The 17,812-nt window shown below is 39.5% G+C and carries 14 protein-coding genes; 12 read left to right on the top strand and 2 right to left on the bottom strand.

Translation table 11 applies throughout. The features are described 5' to 3' along the window. Nucleotides 1–262 precede the first annotated feature (262 nt). On the top strand, nt 263–682 hold the full coding sequence (locus AC4G3L_RS06080) for an FxLYD domain-containing protein (protein ID WP_491076071.1): 420 nt from the start codon (nt 263–265) through the stop codon (nt 680–682). 377 nt (nt 683–1,059) lie between these two features. Here AC4G3L_RS06080 and sspI read toward each other — a convergent pair whose 3' ends face one another. Then, entirely contained in the window at nt 1,060–1,269 is a 210-nt protein-coding gene (gene sspI, locus AC4G3L_RS06075) for a small acid-soluble spore protein SspI (protein ID WP_491076070.1), read from the bottom strand. A 68-nt stretch (nt 1,270–1,337) separates the two neighbouring features. On the opposite strand from sspI, the gene AC4G3L_RS06070 reads away from it, so the two are divergent. From AC4G3L_RS06070 to pheT, 3 genes are all read left to right on the top strand, one after another. Next, a complete protein-coding gene (locus AC4G3L_RS06070; protein WP_491076069.1) occupies nt 1,338–2,129 on the top strand; it encodes a TrmH family RNA methyltransferase in 792 nt (263 codons plus the stop codon). Nucleotides 2,130–2,509: 380 nt separating this feature from the next. After that, nucleotides 2,510–3,547 (top strand): phenylalanine--tRNA ligase subunit alpha, encoded by a 1,038-nt coding sequence (pheS, locus tag AC4G3L_RS06065; RefSeq protein WP_491076068.1) that lies wholly within the window; start codon nt 2,510–2,512, stop codon nt 3,545–3,547. 23 nt (nt 3,548–3,570) lie between these two features. Next, nucleotides 3,571–5,985, top strand: coding sequence for a phenylalanine--tRNA ligase subunit beta (gene pheT / locus AC4G3L_RS06060; RefSeq protein ID WP_491076248.1), 2,415 nt, complete (start codon nt 3,571–3,573; stop codon nt 5,983–5,985). Between the two features lie 1,158 nt (nt 5,986–7,143). Here the strand turns inward: pheT and rnhC are convergent. Beyond that, nucleotides 7,144–8,103 carry a ribonuclease HIII gene (rnhC, locus tag AC4G3L_RS06055; protein ID WP_491076067.1) on the bottom strand — a complete coding sequence of 320 codons (960 nt, stop codon included), beginning with the start codon at nt 8,101–8,103 and terminating at the stop codon, nt 7,144–7,146. Between the two features lie 163 nt (nt 8,104–8,266). Between rnhC and zapA the strand changes: the two genes are divergently transcribed. From zapA to AC4G3L_RS06015, 8 genes are all read left to right on the top strand, one after another. Next, the gene (gene zapA, locus AC4G3L_RS06050; RefSeq protein WP_491076247.1) at nt 8,267–8,527 is read left to right on the top strand and encodes a cell division protein ZapA; all 261 of its coding nucleotides are present in this window, start codon (nt 8,267–8,269) and stop codon (nt 8,525–8,527) included. A gap of 7 nt (nt 8,528–8,534) precedes the next feature. Then, nucleotides 8,535–9,077: a CvpA family protein gene (locus tag AC4G3L_RS06045; protein WP_491076066.1), complete on the top strand. Its 543-nt coding sequence runs from the start codon at nt 8,535–8,537 to the stop codon at nt 9,075–9,077. Nucleotides 9,078–9,182: 105 nt separating this feature from the next. Beyond that, nucleotides 9,183–10,898, top strand: coding sequence for a DNA polymerase/3'-5' exonuclease PolX (gene polX / locus AC4G3L_RS06040; protein WP_491076065.1), 1,716 nt, complete (start codon nt 9,183–9,185; stop codon nt 10,896–10,898). Between the two features lie 27 nt (nt 10,899–10,925). Continuing rightward, on the top strand, nt 10,926–13,280 hold the full coding sequence (locus tag AC4G3L_RS06035; RefSeq protein ID WP_491076064.1) for an endonuclease MutS2: 2,355 nt from the start codon (nt 10,926–10,928) through the stop codon (nt 13,278–13,280). A gap of 373 nt (nt 13,281–13,653) precedes the next feature. Continuing rightward, complete coding sequence (locus AC4G3L_RS06030) at nt 13,654–15,357, top strand: AMP-binding protein (protein ID WP_491076063.1); 1,704 nt, start codon at nt 13,654–13,656, stop codon at nt 15,355–15,357. A gap of 123 nt (nt 15,358–15,480) precedes the next feature. Further along, the gene (fadR, locus tag AC4G3L_RS06025; RefSeq protein WP_491076062.1) at nt 15,481–16,062 is read left to right on the top strand and encodes a fatty acid metabolism transcriptional regulator FadR; all 582 of its coding nucleotides are present in this window, start codon (nt 15,481–15,483) and stop codon (nt 16,060–16,062) included. A 36-nt stretch (nt 16,063–16,098) separates the two neighbouring features. After that, the gene (locus AC4G3L_RS06020; protein ID WP_491076061.1) at nt 16,099–16,872 is read left to right on the top strand and encodes an enoyl-CoA hydratase; all 774 of its coding nucleotides are present in this window, start codon (nt 16,099–16,101) and stop codon (nt 16,870–16,872) included. Between the two features lie 125 nt (nt 16,873–16,997). Beyond that, nucleotides 16,998–17,771, top strand: a complete 774-nt coding sequence (locus AC4G3L_RS06015; protein ID WP_491076060.1) for an electron transfer flavoprotein subunit beta/FixA family protein — start codon at nt 16,998–17,000, stop codon at nt 17,769–17,771. Nucleotides 17,772–17,812: the final 41 nt, after the last annotated feature.

Below are 17,812 nucleotides of genomic sequence, written 5' to 3'. Positions count from 1 at the left end.
ATAAAATGTTATAGCTTAAATAAAAGGCACAATACTAAAATGACTTGCACTCCAAAAGTTAGATTTTGACTCAGGGGTCACCTCAAAACGTATTGTGCCTTTTAGTATAATATTTGGAAATTTTATTAATAGATATGTAAAGTATCTGTTCGTAAATGACATCTTTGACCCTTTTATTTATAATTTGTAAACGTGAGTTAAGGTTTTTGAGTGCTGAACATACTTAAAAATTCACATAAACATACAAAGGAGAAATAAACAAATGGCACGGCTCCTGCAGTATTTCACGGAAACCACTACTTTGGAAACCGTAACAGATCCTAGTTTGTTGAAGAAAGCTTATGCAAATCTTGATTTCAATACAACAGAAAATAAACCATATTATTTAACCACTTCAAATGTGAAGCTAACAGAGAGCACGAATGAATGGGATACCGGTAGTCCATATATTGTAACAGGCTCTATTGTGAACGAAGGCGATCAAAAAGCGGACGATATACGAGTGGCTGCTGGTCTATATGACGAGAACGATAAATTAATCGGTGTATTGAGCGGTTCGGTGGACGTAACGTTAACGCCGAAAGGTAAAGCGGCTTTTGAACTAAATTATCCTGAAATCGGACCTTCCGTAAAAGGTAAAGCTAAGACTGTTAAAGTAGTCGCTTTTAATTGGACATGGTAATCTGATTCCTTACTAAAACTCTTCAACTTATGCCATATAGGCATTCAACGGTTGAAGAGTTTTTTTACTTATACATATTTTTTATGCAACGATAAAAAGAAAGAGTCTGATTCAATAATGCTTCAAAGATTCAGGTTTATAAATTTATATCATCAGCGTTTCGATTAAATATCTACTTCTAGGCTGAATAATAAAAGGTGATAAACAGATGAAGAAAAATAAAAATCGAACTATTCCGAAACTCTAGATGAGAGTTTTAGGAAATAGTTCGATATTTTAATTAGCTGAAAAAACATTTGTATTAGTGGAATTTTAATATGCGGATCGTTTTTTACAATTAGTGAGTTTTAATAAAAGAAAATTCCGTCATCGTTTTATTATTTGCTGAGCGCACTTTCTAAGAGGTGGAGCATTTCACTTTTTTCGTTCTCGGAGGCTTTTTGCCAAATAAGTTCAAATAAAACACCAAGGCCTGGCAGCATTTTTTCTTCACCACTTTGGATGGCATCTACTATAGTGGCTTCAAGTTCATCCTGAGTATTGCCTGTTACGTTATGGATAATGGCATTTCTAAGATTTAAATTCATGTATATTCCCTCCAATTCTGGTCTTTAGGTTTAGTTTTGCTTTTCTTTCCTTTTTCTATGTATCAAATATGGGCTATAATGAAAGAACGTTTAATAAGAAGGTGACCATGTTGAAATATATTGAATCAATGCAAAATGCACGTGTAAAGCAATGGAAAAAACTTTTGACAAAGAAAGACAGAGATAAAAGCGGTCTGTTCCTTGTGGAAGGGTTTCATTTAGTGGAAGAAGCTCTTGCACACGGATTAGTGGAAGAAATGATTATAAAGGAAGGTACTGATTTACCGCAAAAGTGGGTAGTCGGGGACATTAATCTATTTAGTGTACATAAAGACATCTTTGACGCGATCTCGGATACAGACACACCACAGGGAATAGCGGCTGTTTGTAAGAAGCCAACTTTTCAGGATTTAGAAGCAGGAATTTCGGCATTATTATTAATCGATCGAGTTCAGGATCCAGGGAATATTGGAACCATGATCCGTACAGCGGATGCAGCGGGCTTTGATGCGGTTATACTTGGTGATGGATGCGCAGATCCATACAGCCCAAAGGTTGTTCGCTCCACACAAGGCAGCCTTTTCCATATTCCGATACGTAAAGGCAGCCTGGAGACTTGGATGGATAAATTACAGCAATCGGGCGTAAAAGTATATGGAACTGCTCTACAGGGGGCAAAGCCTTACAGAGAAATCAGTAAAGCAGATCGATTTGCAATTCTTGTTGGCAATGAAGGCAGTGGTGTCAGTAAAGAACTTTTAGACAAAACAGATCAAAACGTTTATATTCCTATATACGGAAAAAGTGAATCATTGAATGTGGCAGTAGCCGCGGGTATTCTAATGTATGGCCTGAAATAAAGAGAGAAATGAACGTTTGAATCTCACGCCAATATAGATTATAATGAGTAAATAAAATTGGATGATGAAAAGCAAAGATGGGGACTAAGTAGCTGTTTGAACCACCATACAGGAAGAAAGCGCCTGAGACTGAGAGCGTTTTTATGGATAAGGCAGGCAGTGAATTCACCTCCGGAGCTGCAACCGGGACCACAGGAAATTAGCTTGTGTAAAGGTTAGCCGGCAGAAATGTCGTTATTAAATGAAGCGAGCGTTCCTGAAGAATTAGGACGCTAACAAGGGTGGTACCGCGATGATAACCTCGTCCCTTTTTGGGGGCGGGGTTTTTTGTTGTTTTCATTTATTGGTTTTCATCAAAGTTTGAATAGGAGGATTTTATTATGCAAGAGAAATTACAGGCATTGCAGCAGGAAGCCTTGGAAAAAGTGCAGGTTGCTGTTGATCTTAAAGGCTTGAATGATGTTCGTGTTGCGTATCTTGGAAAAAAAGGGCCCATCACTGAGGTACTGAGAGGAATGGGCAGCCTTTCTGCGGAAGAGAGACCCAAAATCGGTGCGCTTGCCAATGAAGTCAGAGGAGCCATTGCATCAGCCATTGAAGAAAAGCAACATGCCTTAGAGGAAGAAGCCGTTAATCAAAAATTAGCGAAGGAACAAATTGATGTAACTCTTCCAGGTGCACCTGTTAAGAAAGGAAACCACCATCCGTTAACAAAAATTACGGAACAATTGGAAGACCTTTTCTTGGGAATGGGATACACAGTGGCTGAAGGTCCGGAAGTAGAACAGGATTATTATAATTTTGAAGCATTGAATCTTCCTAAAAGCCATCCTGCACGGGATATGCAAGATTCCTTCTACATTACCGATGAAATTTTAATGCGTACACATACATCTCCTGTACAAGCTCGTACAATGGAAAAGCATGAAGGTAAGGGACCGGTTAAGATCATCTGCCCTGGTAAGGTATATCGCCGTGATAACGATGATGCAACTCACTCTCATCAATTTATGCAAATCGAAGGTCTTGTGGTCGATGAGAATATTACAATGGCTGACTTAAATGGAACGCTTGAAGTATTTGCGAAAAAATTCTTTGGTGAAGATCGTGAAATCCGACTTCGTCCAAGCTTTTTCCCATTCACAGAGCCTTCAGTTGAAATGGATATCTCTTGTAAAATTTGTGGTGGAAAAGGCTGCTCTGTTTGTAAACAAACAGGCTGGATCGAAATCCTTGGCGGAGGTATGGTTCATCCAAATGTTCTGGAGATGGCCGGATTTGATTCCAAAAAATATACAGGATTTGCGTTTGGTATGGGTGTAGAGAGAATTGCCATGCTGAAATACGGCGTTGATGATATTCGTCATTTTTATACAAATGACGTTCGTTTCGGAAATCAATTTCATCGTCACGAGTAAGAATTAGATAGGAGGAAAAAATGATGTTTGTATCATATAGATGGTTACAGGATTATGTTGATTTAGATGGAATCAATGCCAATGAGTTGGCAGAAAAAATTACACGCAGCGGGATTGAAGTAGAAGGTGTGGAGTCTCCTGCTGAGGTGATTCAAAATGTGGTAATCGGACATGTACTTGAAAAAGTGCAGCATCCTAATGCGGATAAATTGAGTGTGTGTAAAGTGGATATCGGTGAAGAAGAACCGGTTCAAATTGTATGTGGTGCACCAAATGTGGCAGCAGGACAAAAAGTTCCTGTCGCAAAAGTAGGAGCTGTTTTACCGGGTAATTTTAAAATTAAAAAGAGCAAGCTACGCGGCGAAGCTTCCCACGGGATGATTTGTTCCTTGACGGAGCTGGGTATTGAAGCCAAAGTAGTGGCAAAAGAATTCAGTACAGGTATTTTTGTATTTCCTGATGATGTGGTCCCTGGAACCAATGCACTTGAACAACTGGGGTTAGATGACCATATTCTTGAACTGGGTTTAACACCAAACCGTTCTGACTGCTTAAGCATGCTTGGCGTAGCATACGAAGTAGCAGCTATCTTGGGTAAAGAAGTTAAATTACCTGAAGTAAATGTAAAAGCAGGCTCTGAGAAAGCGGAAAACTATGTGAGTGTAAAAGTGGATGCGCCTGAACAAAATCCTCTTTATATCGCAAAAGTGATTAAAGATGTAAAAGTTGGACCATCTCCATTATGGTTGCAAAGCCGATTAATGAAGAGCGGCATACGCCCACATAATAATGTGGTTGATATTACGAACTACATTTTGCTTGAATATGGTCAACCATTGCACGCGTTTGATTATGATCGTTTGCAATCTAAAGAAATCGTCGTTCGTATGGCTCATGAAGGTGAAAAGCTGACAACATTGGATGAAGCGGAACGTACGCTAAGCAATGATCATTTGGTGATTACGAATGGAAAAGAAACTATTGCCCTTGCAGGTGTGATGGGGGGAGCCAATTCTGAGGTTGTAGATGAAACCACAACTGTATTACTGGAAGCAGCTTATTTCGCAGGCGGTCCTGTACGCAAAGCTTCCAAAGATTTTGGCCTTCGTTCAGAAGCAAGTGCTCGTTTTGAAAAAGGTGTGGATCCAAATCGCGTCCGTTCAGCAGGAGAGCGTGCAGCTGAATTAATCGCAGAGCTTGCCGGCGGAACAGTGCTTGAAGGAGAAGCAGAATTTAATGAAATGAAGATTGAAGAAGCGGTTATCCGTATCAGTCTTGGAAAAATTAATAAGGTACTGGGTACATCATTATCAGTGAACGAAGTGAAGGATATCTTAACGCGCCTTCAATTTGAAGTGAAAGTGGATGGAGAAGAATTTATTATTACGGTACCAACACGCCGTGGAGATATTACGATTCCGGAAGATATTATTGAAGAGGTAGCAAGGCTTTACGGATATGATAATCTTCCAAAAACATTACCGGTTAGCGCTTCGAAACCAGGTGTATTAACTCCTTATCAAATGAAGCGTCGCGTTGTACGCCGTTATTTGGAAGAAGCAGGTTTAATGCAAAATGTTACGTACTCCTTAACATCTGCAGAAAAGGCAACTATGTATACATTGGAGCAACGTGAAAGTATTCGTTTGGCAATGCCAATGAGTGAAGAAAGAAGTACCCTTCGCTTGAGCCTGATTCCTGGCTTGCTGGATGTTTTAAAACATAATGTAGCCCGTCAAAATGAAAATATGGCTGTTTATGAAACAGGCGCTGTTTTCCTTAAAACGTCTGATGCAGAGCTTCCGGAAGAAAAAGAACATCTTGCAGGTGCAGTGACAGGTCTGTGGAACACGAATTTATGGCAAGGAGAGAAGAAGAAAGTAGACTTCTATGTCGTAAAAGGGATCCTAGAAGGTCTATTCCGCAAGCTAGGTGTAGAGGACCGTATTGAGTGGAAACAGGCGGTTGTAGAAGGAATGCATCCAGGACGTACAGCTGAATTGCTTTTAGATGGAGAGTTACTTGGTTTCATTGGCCAAATTCATCCGAAAGTTGAAAAGAAAGAAGACTTAAAAGAAACCTATGTATTCGAATTGTCACTTTTAAAACTTTTAAATGCTGAACAACAACCAATTCAATATACAGCTATCCCGAGATTCCCATCCATAACACGCGATATTGCGTTAGTGGTGGATGCCGAAGCAGTAGCAGGAGAAATCAGCACAATCATCAAAGAAGCGGGCGGAAAACTATTAAAAGAAGTTCACTTATTCGACCTTTACGAAGGAGAGAGAATGGAAGAAGGCAAAAAATCATTAGCATTCTCCCTAAAATACTTCGACCCAGAAAAAACACTGACAGACGAAGAAGTAACCAAAGCCCACAACAAAGTCCTAATGGCAGTAGAAGAAAAAGCTGGGGCACAACTGAGAGGGTAATTAGAAAAGCTGAGACGACTGTTCAGCTCCGACAAGCATAAGAGGAGTCACGTAGGGAGGCGTTCTTTCCTCCCGCAGTGGCTACACTTATGACTCGAGGAGTTAGGAGTCGAAGCTAGATCTAAAGAAAAGCTGAAGGGCCTTGTTCAGGAGTGAGGAGCATAAGACAGAGGCACGAAGGGAGATTTTCCCCCGTAGTGGCTATGCTTATGTCCCGAACTCCTAGGCCCAGAAGCTGGATCCCAAGAAAGGCTGAGACGCTCGATTAAGGAACGAAGACTAAATACGCCACGTCGTGTGGCAACGTCTTCATGACCTACATCCTGTAGGCCCGCGAGGAGTATAAGACAGAGGCTCGAAGGGGACGGTTTCCCCCGCAGAGGTTATGCTTATATCCCGAGCTTTTAGCCACGGAAGCTGGATCCAAAGAAAAGCTGAAGGGCCTTACTCCTAGGCCTCCTCAGCTACTAACACTCAAATGATTGGTGGGAGTTGAAAGACAGCTCCCCTAATCAAAGAGAGAATAGTATAGTTACTAAAAAAAGATTGCTGTAAATAGCAATCTTTTTTTATTTAGTTTATGTAAAAAAGCAGGGCTTTGTAGGATTAGTTTTTTCATTTAAGCATAATCAGTTAAAGGAGATTTACCTCTATGCAGAGTGATGTTTTATCCCACTCTATGAAGATTGGCTGGATTATGAGCTGAAATGGCTGGAATCCTGTGAAGTTTGGCTGGATTGCATCGAAGTTTGGCTTGATTAATGATAAAGTTGGCTGGATTATTTGTAAAATCGGCTCAATAGTATCGATCTGAAGTTAGATTTTGCATAACCAGGGTTGTGTAGATTAGTCTTTTAATAAAATATGATCATTTATTAGGGGGTTATCTCTATGTAGAGTGATATTTTATCCCCACTCTATGGAGATTGGCTGGATTATGAGCTGAAATGGCTGGAATCATGTGAAGTTTGGCTGGATTAATGATAAAGATGGCTCGATTATTTGTAAAATCGTCTGGAATCTTAAAAGCGGCTTGATTATTTTGAAATACAACATATGAAGATTTGTTAAAGTCGTGTCTAGTCATACTACATCATAATTTCAGCATAAAAAAACTCGGTCCTAAAGCAATTTCATGCTTCCGGTCCGAGTTTTTTATTATAGTCCGATTCGTTTGACAAGTTTACGTGCCTTTTCTGTATTGGCGAAGTGGAGCTTGGCATAGGCGTTTAATTCGCTTTCGCCTTTTTTAGCCATAAAGACAGCGGCAGCTTCATCGACTTTTGAGCTGGCTCCTTTTGGGATCGTCATTCCTGCCTGCTCGCTAAGTAGATCCATATGTTTTAAGAAAGCATAACGGGCAATGACAGACGCCGCTGCCACAGCTGTGGATATTCCTTCAGCTTTTGTACTGAAATATAATGGGACATCACGTTTCCCGTTCGTATTAGTGTGACGAAAATAAATATCCGGTTCACAAAATTGGTCAATGAGAATCCCATCCGGTTTTGTTTCTTCTAATTTGGTTAGTAAATGGTTGATGGCTTGCTCGTGGAGCATAGCTTTCATTTTCCCCTGACTCATACCTTTTTGCTGTAGGCTATTATATTTCTCGTTTTTTAGCACAAGCAGACTATATGGGATCATCCCTGTGATTTTTTTACCGAGGATTAATATTTGAGGATCGCGTATTGTTTTGGAATCACGTATTCCCATATTTTCAAGTTCCCGAATGTGTTCCTTGCTAACATAGGCGGCTGCAACTGTTATAGGTCCGAAATAATCGCCAGTTCCCGCTTCGTCTGTTCCAATAATACTCAACTCATTGATTGTATGTGGAGGCCGATAGATATGATCAGATACACTTCTTTTTTTAACTGGTGAATTTTTTTTAGTAGCAGCAGCACTGACTGTTCCATTACTCCATTTACCTACTTCTGAATCAGAGACAGATCCTTGGAATAAAACCTTACCTGATTGGTAGGCTGTAATCGTCATTCCATTCCGTTTAGCTGAGAAGACGGCTCCGGGTGGTGTTTTGGGTACTAAAGAATCAATATAATAGGATTTCATTTTTAAGAGCGTTTCTTTTGATACAATAATAACAGTATTCGCCATTTTTCTACTCCTCTTTAGCTAAAATTCCGCCCTTTTATTGGTAGGACGGAATTTTATGTATATGATAATTTACGAATGATAGTAGTTTTTATCAAGTAATACCAAGATTTTGGTTTTCGTGTTATGATAGTAGACAGGATTTTTATGATTATGATTGGAGGCAATCACCTTGTCGGATAAAAACAGGGTAAACGTTGATATATATGGACAACAATACACCATTGTAGGGGATGAATCAACTTTTCATGTACGACAAGTTGCCCGCTCGGTGGATGATAAAATGCGCGAAATCAGTCAAAAGAACCCGAATTTGGATACGACAAAATTGGCTGTATTAACTGCTGTTAATGCCATGCATGAATATTATAAGTTATTAGAGAAAATTGAAGGATTAGAATTAGAGTTAAAACATCAGAAGAAATGAGGATAATATGGTTACACTAATTATATTAGTAGCTTTGACCATGGGTTTTTTTATTGGTTTAAGAAGGGGATTAATTTTACAGCTGGTTCATTTGTTAAGTTTTATTATTGCCTTGGTAATAGCTAAATTATTTTATAAAGATCTTGGTCCGAAGCTTGAAATGTGGATTCCTTTTCCATCATCTACAGAATCCGACTCGTCTCTTAATATGTTATTTAATATAACAAATCTCGATTCAGCCTTTTATAATGCAATCGCATTTTTTATTATTTTTATTGCTGTAAAAATTGCTCTGCAAATAATAGGCTCCATGCTGGACTTTCTTGCCCATTTACCGCTTTTGAAACAATTTAATCAATTGGCGGGGGGAGCTTTTGGTTTTGTAGAAACGTATTTAGGTGCGTTTATTATCCTATTTATAGCTGCAATGCTGCCTATTGAATCCCTGCAAGAAATGATTCAAAACTCCTCTTTGGCGAAAACAATTATTATGGACACTCCATTCTTATCTAGCTGGGTAACAAAGTTGTGGTTCCATCCATTCTCATGACTTCCTCTTCCAATAGGGAAGTCATTCTTTTTTAGTATCTGATTCAGCTTGTATATAATGAAGGTGTAGGTATCTTTAAAATGAATAAACGGGTAGGTGCCAGATATGAGTATAAATAAAAAAGATGTAATAAAACTATTGGAAACAATAGCTGTATATATGGAGTTAAAAGGTGAAAATCAATTTAAAGTATCTGCTTTTCGAAAAGCGGCACAGGCGCTTGAAGTGGATGAACGAAGCCTGACTGAGATAGACGATTTCACTAAACTGAGCGGTATTGGCAAAGGCACGGCAGCTGTCATTACAGAATATATCGAAACAGAATCCTCGGAGGTTCTTAAAGAGCTGCAAGAGGAAGTGCCAAAAGGTCTAATTCCACTTCTTCGTCTGCAAGGCCTTGGTGGAAAAAAGATTGCCAAGCTTTATAAAGAATTACATATAACAAATGCCGAAGAGCTTCAGAAGGCTTGTGAGGAAGGGAAGGTCAGCAAACTGGCCGGCTTCGCCAAAAAGTCAGAAGAAAATATATTAGAGGCCATTAAAACAATGGGAACTAAACCAGATCGTCTGCCTCTGGCCGTTATGCTTCCGATTGTGGAAGATATCGAATTGAAACTGCAGGCAATGGAAAATATTGTTCGCTTTTCGAGAGCAGGCAGTGTAAGGCGCGGACGCGAGACGATAAAAGATCTGGATTTCATCATAGCGACGGACAACCCGTCCAGTGTGAAGGAGCAGATACTTTCTCTTACAAATATTGACCATATTGTTGCAGCTGGCGATACTAAAGTGTCTCTCGCTTTAGCATATGATTATGAAATTGCGGTTGATTTCAGATTGGTAAAACCTGCTGAATTTGCAACGGCATTGCACTATTTTACCGGGTCTAAAGATCATAATGTCCGTTTACGCCAATTAGCGAAAGAACGCGGTGAAAAGGTTAGTGAATATGGAGTAGAGAATTTAGAAACTGGGAATGTAAAAACATTTGATAGTGAAGAAGATTTATACGGACATTTTGGCCTGCCATATATTCCTCCGCAAATTAGACAGGACGGTACTGAAATTGAGAAGTATCATGCTGATTACGGTTTAATTTCCCTTGAGGATATAAAAGGTGATCTTCATATGCATACAACCTGGAGTGACGGTTCCCATACGTTGAGGGAAATGGTAGAGGCATGCCGTGCTAAAGGATATCGCTATATGGCTATTACCGATCATTCTCAATATTTAAAAGTTGCGAACGGATTGACACCCGAGAGAGTTTTGAAGCAAAAAGAAGAAATTCGCAAATTGAATGAGGAATATGATGACATCATGATTCTATCCGGTATTGAAATGGACATACTTCCAGACGGTACCTTGGATTTTGATGATGAAATTCTGGAACAATTGGATCTCGTGATTGCTTCTATTCATTCCTCCTTCTCGCAGCCGCAGGAAGTGATTATGGAACGTTTGAAAACCGCATTGAGAAATAAACACGTCGATATTATCGCACATCCGACTGGCAGAGTTATCGGGCGAAGGGATGGTTATGCTGTGGATATGGATTTACTTATTCAACTGGCTAAAGAAACAAATACAGCGCTTGAGTTGAATGCAAATCCCAATCGACTTGATTTAGCAGCGGAGAATGTTAAAAAGGCTCAGGATGCCGGTGTAAAAATCATTATTAATACAGATGCTCACAGCATTGATATGTTGGAGAATATGGATGTGGGTGTAGCACATGCCCAGCGTGGCTGGTTAAAGAAAGAAAGCGTATTAAACACTCAATTGGAGGAAGATTTTTTAGCATTCCTCAATAGAGACTAACAGAAAAAGTAAGGAGGATCTTTCTCCATGCAAGATAAAGTATTTAAAACACTCGAATTCACAAAGATCATTACACAATTGCAAAAGCATGCATCTTCCAGTCTAGGGAAGAATTTAAGTGAACAGTTAAAGCCAAACACCGATTTAGAAGAAGTTAGACGTTCTCAATTTGAAACAGACCAGGCAGCAACGGTATACCGCTTAAAGGGTAACGTACCGCTTGGAGGAATATTTGATATTCGATCCCATATTAAACGTGCCCGTATAGGCAGTGTCCTCAGTCCGGTTGAATTGATGGAAACATCGAGCACATTACGGGCAGGCCGAAATTTACGCAGATTTTTGGAAGATATGCAGGAAAATGAAATTGAGCTTCCTATCCTCTATGAATATAAAGATCAATTAGTAAGCTTGAATGAATTAGAAAAAGATATAAATATGGCAATTGGTGACAATGGGGAGGTTCTGGATTCAGCCAGTGACACGCTTAGACAATTGCGTCAGCAAATGCGTACAAACGAAGCAAGAGTTAGAGAAAAGCTGGAAAGTATGATTCGTTCCAGTAATGCTGCCAAAATGTTATCAGATACAATTGTGACGATTAGAAATGACCGGTTTGTCATTCCTGTCAAACAGGAATACAGAAGTCATTACGGCGGTATTATTCATGATCAGTCTGCATCAGGACAAACCTTGTTTATAGAACCGCAGTCTATTGTTCAATTAAATAATACCCTGCAGGATATCCGTGTCAAAGAAAGCAGAGAAGTGGAACGTATCCTGACAATGCTTTCTAATGTAGTGGGAGAGCATGCGGAGGATATTTTACTAAATGTCTCTATTTTAGCTAAGCTTGATTTTGCATTTGCGAAAGCAAAATATGCCAAAGCCATTCATGCATCCATGCCGATAATGAATAATCAGGGAATCATTAAGTTGAAAAAGGCAAGACATCCACTTATTCCGAGAGAAGAAGTTGTTGCCAACGATATAATCCTTGGAGATACTTATGGGACAATGGTGATCACTGGCCCGAATACAGGTGGTAAAACGGTAACGCTAAAAACGGTAGGTCTTTGTACATTGATGGCAATGGCAGGTTTGCATGTACCGGCTATGGACGGTTCTGAGTTAGCCGTTTTCAAATCTGTATATGCTGATATTGGTGATGAACAGTCCATTGAGCAAAGCTTAAGTACATTTTCATCACATATGGTAAATATTGTGGAAATCCTTGAAACATTGGACTTTGAGTCACTCGTATTATTTGATGAGCTAGGAGCCGGTACGGACCCTCAAGAAGGGGCAGCACTTGCAATTTCAATCCTGGATGAAGCACATTCACGCGGAGCAAAGGTGATTGCCACTACCCATTATCCTGAGCTAAAAGCCTATGGATATAATAAAGAAGGCGTCAGAAATGCGAGTGTAGAATTTGATGTAGAAACGCTTAGCCCAACATATCGTCTTTTAATAGGGGTACCAGGGCGAAGTAATGCATTTGAGATCTCTACGAAATTAGGGCTAAATGATCGGATTATTCGCAATGCCCGCGGAATGGTTGGAGCAGAGTCCAATAAGGTTGAAAACATGATTGCATCATTGGAAACCTCCCGAAAAGAAGCCGAAAAAGACTGGCAGGAAGCGGAAGAATACTTAAAGGATGCAGAACGTCTGCATACAGATTTGGAAAAACAATTAATGGAGTATCAGGATAAAAAAGATACTCTGATTGAAAAAGCTAAACAAGAAGCAAGGCAACTGATAGAAAAAGCGCAAAAAGAAGCGGAGGAAATTATCCGTGATTTGCGACAACTGCGTATTGAAAAAAGTGCAGATGTAAAAGAACATGAATTAATTGAAGCTAAGAGAAGACTTAACGAAGCAAAACCGGAAGAATCCAAAAAGACCAGAAAACAAGTGACTTCAACGGAGAGGGTACTGAAACCTGGTGATGAAGTTAAGGTACTCACGTGGGGACAAATTGGACAATTACTTGAAAAGGTATCTGACCATGAATGGAATGTCCAGGTGGGAATTATGAAAATGAAAGTAAATGAAAAGGATCTCGAATTTAAAAAGAGTCCAAAACCAGTTGAGACGAAGACCATTACTAAGATTAAAGGGAAAGACTTTCATGTGAATCTGGAACTTGATCTTCGCGGCGAGCGATACGAAAATGCTTTATCAAGAGTAGAAAAATATATTGATGATGCCCTGCTTGCCAGTTATCCGCGTGTATCCATTATTCATGGAAAAGGAACGGGTGCTTTGAGGCAAGGAGTCAGAGACTATTTGAAAAATCATCGTTCCGTCAAATCGATGAGATTTGGGGAAGCATCTGAAGGCGGAATTGGTGTGACAATTGTAGAATTGAAATAAGAGGGAGTATATGGGAGGAAACCATGGAAACACTGGGGAAGATTTTGTTGGTGGTATCTGCTTTATTTATCCTTGTCGGGATCATATACATGGCTTTCTACGCATGAGAAAGAGCTTAAACGGTTGGGCGAAACCACTGTTTAAGCTCTTTTTTTATACTAAGGTGAAAGGTACTGGCAAGCATACAAGGAATTGAGAAGAGGACCAATTACTTATAATCTGGAAGGTCTGCTTGCATCAATGCTGTTCATTTGTGTGTAAAGTACTATAAAAATGAAATTAAATTGACGGAATATTAGTAAAATATTGTCACATAAAATTCGTTATACTATAATTAACTAGGAGAATTAGCTTTTTAAGGGAGGTTTTTACATTGCCGGAAGAAAAACCATGGTTTAAGCATTATCCAGAAGAAATCCCGAAAAGCATCGAGTATGGACATAATTTAATACAGGATTATTTAAAACAGTCTGCTCACAAATATCCAACTAAGAAAGCTATTCACTTTATGGGAACGTCGATTACGTACAAGAAATTGTATGAATATGCCCTGCAATTTGCCCATTATTTGAAAACATTAGGCATTGAAAAAGGTGATCGAATAGCCATCATGTTGCCTAATACACCCCAGTCAGTCATTAGTTATTATGGGTCATTGATTGCGGGTGCGATAGTGGTACAAACGAATCCTTTGTATATGGAAAGAGAAATTGAATACCAAATGCAGGATTCAGGTGCAAAGGTCATAGTGACATTGGATATTTTATTTCCACGCGTCTCGAGTATCATGAAAAATACAGAATTACAGCATATCATCATTGCCCCCATCAAAGATTTTTTACCATTTCCAAAGAATTTATTTTATCCTTCTATCCAAAAGAAACAATATAATATGGTCGTCAAGGTTGAGCATAAAGGCAACCATCACCTCATGTCTGAAATCCTGAAAATTTCTCCTAAAACTGAAATTGAGTATCAAGGTGATCCGGAACATGACCTTGCTCTGCTTCAATATACAGGAGGAACAACTGGTTTTCCTAAGGGTGTTATGCTTACACATAATAATCTTGTAGCAAATACAAAAATGTGTGATGCATGGCTGTATAAATATAATGAGGGAGAAGAAAAGGTCCTCAGCATATTGCCTTTTTTCCATGTCTATGGGATGACCACGGTGCTTATTCTTTCCATTATGAAAGGCCATGAAATGATCATATTGCCAAAGTTTGATGTGGTCACGACTCTGAAGACTATTCAAAAAGAGAAGCCGACATTATTTCCTGGAGCTCCAACTATGTATATTGGCTTATTGAATCATCCGGAAATTTCAAATTATGATTTATCATCCATCGATGCCTGTATAAGTGGTTCAGCAGCGCTTCCTGTAGAAGTCCAGCAGAAATTCGAAAAGCTAACTGGGGGAAAATTAGTTGAGGGATATGGATTGACAGAAACTTCCCCGGTGACTCATGCAAACCTTTTATGGGGTGATAAGCGTGTGAAGGGAAGTATTGGATTACCATGGCCAAGTACAGACGCTGCTATTCTTTCCTCTGAAACTTTAGAGCCATTGCCTCCAGGTGAGGTCGGTGAATTGGCAATCAAGGGCCCGCAAGTCATGAAAGGTTACTGGAATCGTCCGGAAGAAACGGAAAGCGCTTTCTGTAATGGATGGTTATTGACAGGAGACATGGGTTATATGGATGAAGAAGGATATTTCTTCATTGTAGATCGTAAGAAGGACATCATTATTGCAGGTGGGTTTAATATTTACCCACGTGAAATTGAGGAAGTATTGTATGAGCATGAAGCCATTCAGGAAGCTGTAGTAGCGGGAGTGCCTGACCCTTATCGTGGAGAAACTGTCAAAGCATACATTGTGTTGAAGGAAAATGCTGAAGCTTCCGAACAAGAATTAAATGAGTACTGCCGTAAGTATTTGGCTGCCTATAAAGTACCTCGTTTGTATGAATTCCGTGATGAGCTGCCAAAGACAGCCATTGGTAAAATCCTGCGACGTGTTTTGGTGGATGAAGAAAAACAAAAACAACAAAAGATTGATAAAAGAGAAGCTTAATAAAAGTTCACGAGAAGTTCTTTTATAATCAAGGGGCTAGATTTTACTTGACTTTATAATTCCCCCACTCTAATATAAAAATATGAATGACTATTCATTCATTTTAGAGGAGGAAGAATGATAATGAAAAAAGACCGCCCAAAATACAAACAGATTATTGATGCGGCCGTTATTGTGATTGCTGAAAACGGCTACCATCAAGCACAAGTCTCCAAGATAGCAAAACAGGCGGGTGTAGCAGATGGTACAATTTACTTGTATTTCAAGAATAAAGAAGATATTTTGATTTCCATGTTCCAGGACAAATTGGGGAGTTTTATATCCAGCATTGAAGAAGAGATGGAGAGAGTATCCAGTGCGAAAGAAAAAATGCTGGTGCTCGTTCGCAAGCATTTTGAGATTCTTTCTGAGGATAAGCACTTGGCTATCGTCACGCAGCTGGAGTTACGGCAATCCAATAAAGATATAAGACACAAAATTAACGATGTTCTTAAGGGATATTTGAAGCTTGTCGATTCAATCCTGATTGTCGGTATCGAACAAGGTGAATTTAAACATGATCTTGATGTTCGTCTGGCGCGACATATGGTATTTGGTACTTTAGATGAAATCGTTACGACCTGGATAATGAATGAACAAAAATATAATCTAAACGACCAAGCTGAACCAGTTCAACAATTAATAATCAATGGATTGGGTGCTTAAACCAGTTGAACTAAGTCAAATAAAGGGGTAGTCCACATGAAGACATTACATGTATACGAGGAGAATCAGGTAGCTTATGTTTCAATAAGCAGGCCACCGGCAAACGCATTGGCTTCTGAACTACTTGATGATTTATCTGCTATGTTTGATTCAATTGAGCAAAAGGATGATGTACGGGTTGTTGTTCTTTATGGGGAAGGGAAATTTTTCTCAGCAGGTGCTGATATTAAAGAGTTTACAACGGTTGCATCTGAAAAAGATTTTTCTAGGCTTTCCAAAAGAGGACAGGATTTATTCGAACGAATTGAACGGTTTAAAAAACCTGTCATAGCTGCGATTCATGGAGGGGCATTAGGTGGTGGGCTGGAGCTCGCCATGTCCTGCCATCTGCGATATGTAACGGAGTCAGCTAAGCTAGGCTTACCAGAGCTGCAGCTAGGCCTTATTCCGGGCTTTGCAGGCACTCAAAGGCTCACCCGGTATGTAGGAGCTGCCAAAGCTGCTGAGATGATGTTCACATCTGATCCTATTTCTGGATTGGAGGCTGTTGCAGCAGGACTTGCAAATCATGCCTTCAAGGAAGAAGAGCTAATGGATGCTGTTAAAGAAATTGCCGGTAAAATGGCAAGAAAAAGTCCGATTGCTCTTGAAAAAGCTATCCATCTTATTAACTACTCCAAACATGAACACTATTACAAAGGAGTAGAGGAGGAAGCCGTCCAGTTTGGTAAGATATTTATAACTGAAGATGCCAAAGAGGGAATTCAAGCATTTTTAGAAAAACGTTTACCCGTATTTAAAGGGAAATAAGCTTGTGATAGCGAATCATTCTGTGAGCACCATCTGCTCTTCGAAGTGAAAACTTCGGGGAGTAGGAGTTTTATATATTGTTTTCTCAATCTTTAAAATTAATACGAACAATAGGAGGGCATAACATGAATATATATGTTTTGCTAAAAAGGACATTTGATACAGAGGAGAAAATTTCATTATCAAACGGACGTATTCAAGAAGATGGCGCTGAGTTTATTATTAATCCATATGATGAGTATGCAGTGGAAGAAGCCATCCAGGTTCGTGATGCACAAGGCGGCGAAGTGACTGTGGTTACAGTCGGCGGTGAAGACGCTGAGAAAGAGCTGCGAACTGCGCTTGCTATGGGTGCTGATAAGGCAGTTCTTATAAATATTGAAGATGACGTAGAAAATGGAGATCAATTTACAACTTCTAAAATATTGGCTCAATATTTGAAAGAACAAGAAGTAGATTTGATTATTGGGGGAAATGTAGCGATAGATGGAGGTTCCGGTCAGGTTGGACCGCGTGTTGCCGGATTACTTGATATCCCTTATGTAACCACAGTTACTAAACTTGAAATTAACGGTGAAAATGTAACCGTTACCAGAGATGTAGAAGGGGATTCTGAAATTATCGAGACATCTCTGCCTTTATTAATAACAGCACAACAAGGTTTAAATGAGCCGCGCTATCCTTCCTTACCTGGGATTATGAAGGCGAAGAAAAAACCGCTTGATGAATTGGAATTGGATGATCTCGATCTTGAAGAAGAAGATGTTGAGGCTAAAACGAAGAGTATTGAAATTTATCTGCCGCCTAAGAAAGATGCAGGTAAAGTCTTACAAGGAGAAATTCCTGACCAAATAAAAGAACTGGTTACCCTGCTTCGCACTGAAGCAAAGGTAATTTAACACGAATGAAAGGAATCATTCATTTTATTGGTGAAGAGATA

Source organism: Bacillus sp. z33 (assembly GCF_058313615.1).
This window is presented reverse-complemented; position numbering and strand designations above follow the sequence as displayed.